Origin of the sequence: Escherichia sp. AM3, assembly GCF_032029835.1 — a bacterium.
Lineage (GTDB): Bacteria > Pseudomonadota > Gammaproteobacteria > Enterobacterales > Enterobacteriaceae > Escherichia > Escherichia coli.
In genome coordinates this window covers 1-313 of sequence record NZ_JAVUPQ010000785.1, presented here as the reverse complement: position 1 = coordinate 313, position 313 = coordinate 1, and the positions used below count along the sequence as shown (strand labels likewise).

1 protein-coding gene is annotated in these 313 nt (G+C 50.8%); it reads right to left on the bottom strand.

The features are described from left to right. Window positions 1-313 (bottom strand): LPD7 domain-containing protein (locus tag RTW80_RS28355; RefSeq protein WP_312721433.1); only part of this gene is annotated, 313 nt, incomplete at both ends.

The following is a 313-nucleotide window of genomic DNA, read 5'->3' as shown; positions in this document are numbered from 1 at the left end:
CTTTGATGTTGTGCTCGATGATCAACTGCATCGCTTTTTGCTTAAAGGCATCACTGCCCGTCAGCTCAATGACACCACCATAAAAATCAGTGGCCACAGCAAGTGCAGCCAGAACACTGCGATCGTCATTGCTGGCACCGTTGACCATTTCCAGCCGGTTTACCCGGTCAATGAAGGCAGGTTTGCCATCCAGTTTGTACAGGACGGTTCTGTCTGCTCGTTCTTCACCTTCCAGCGATTTAATGATTTCGTCCAGATTGAGCGATATCGGTGCATCAGGGCGTTCCGGGGCGTAGACAATACTGTCAGGTGC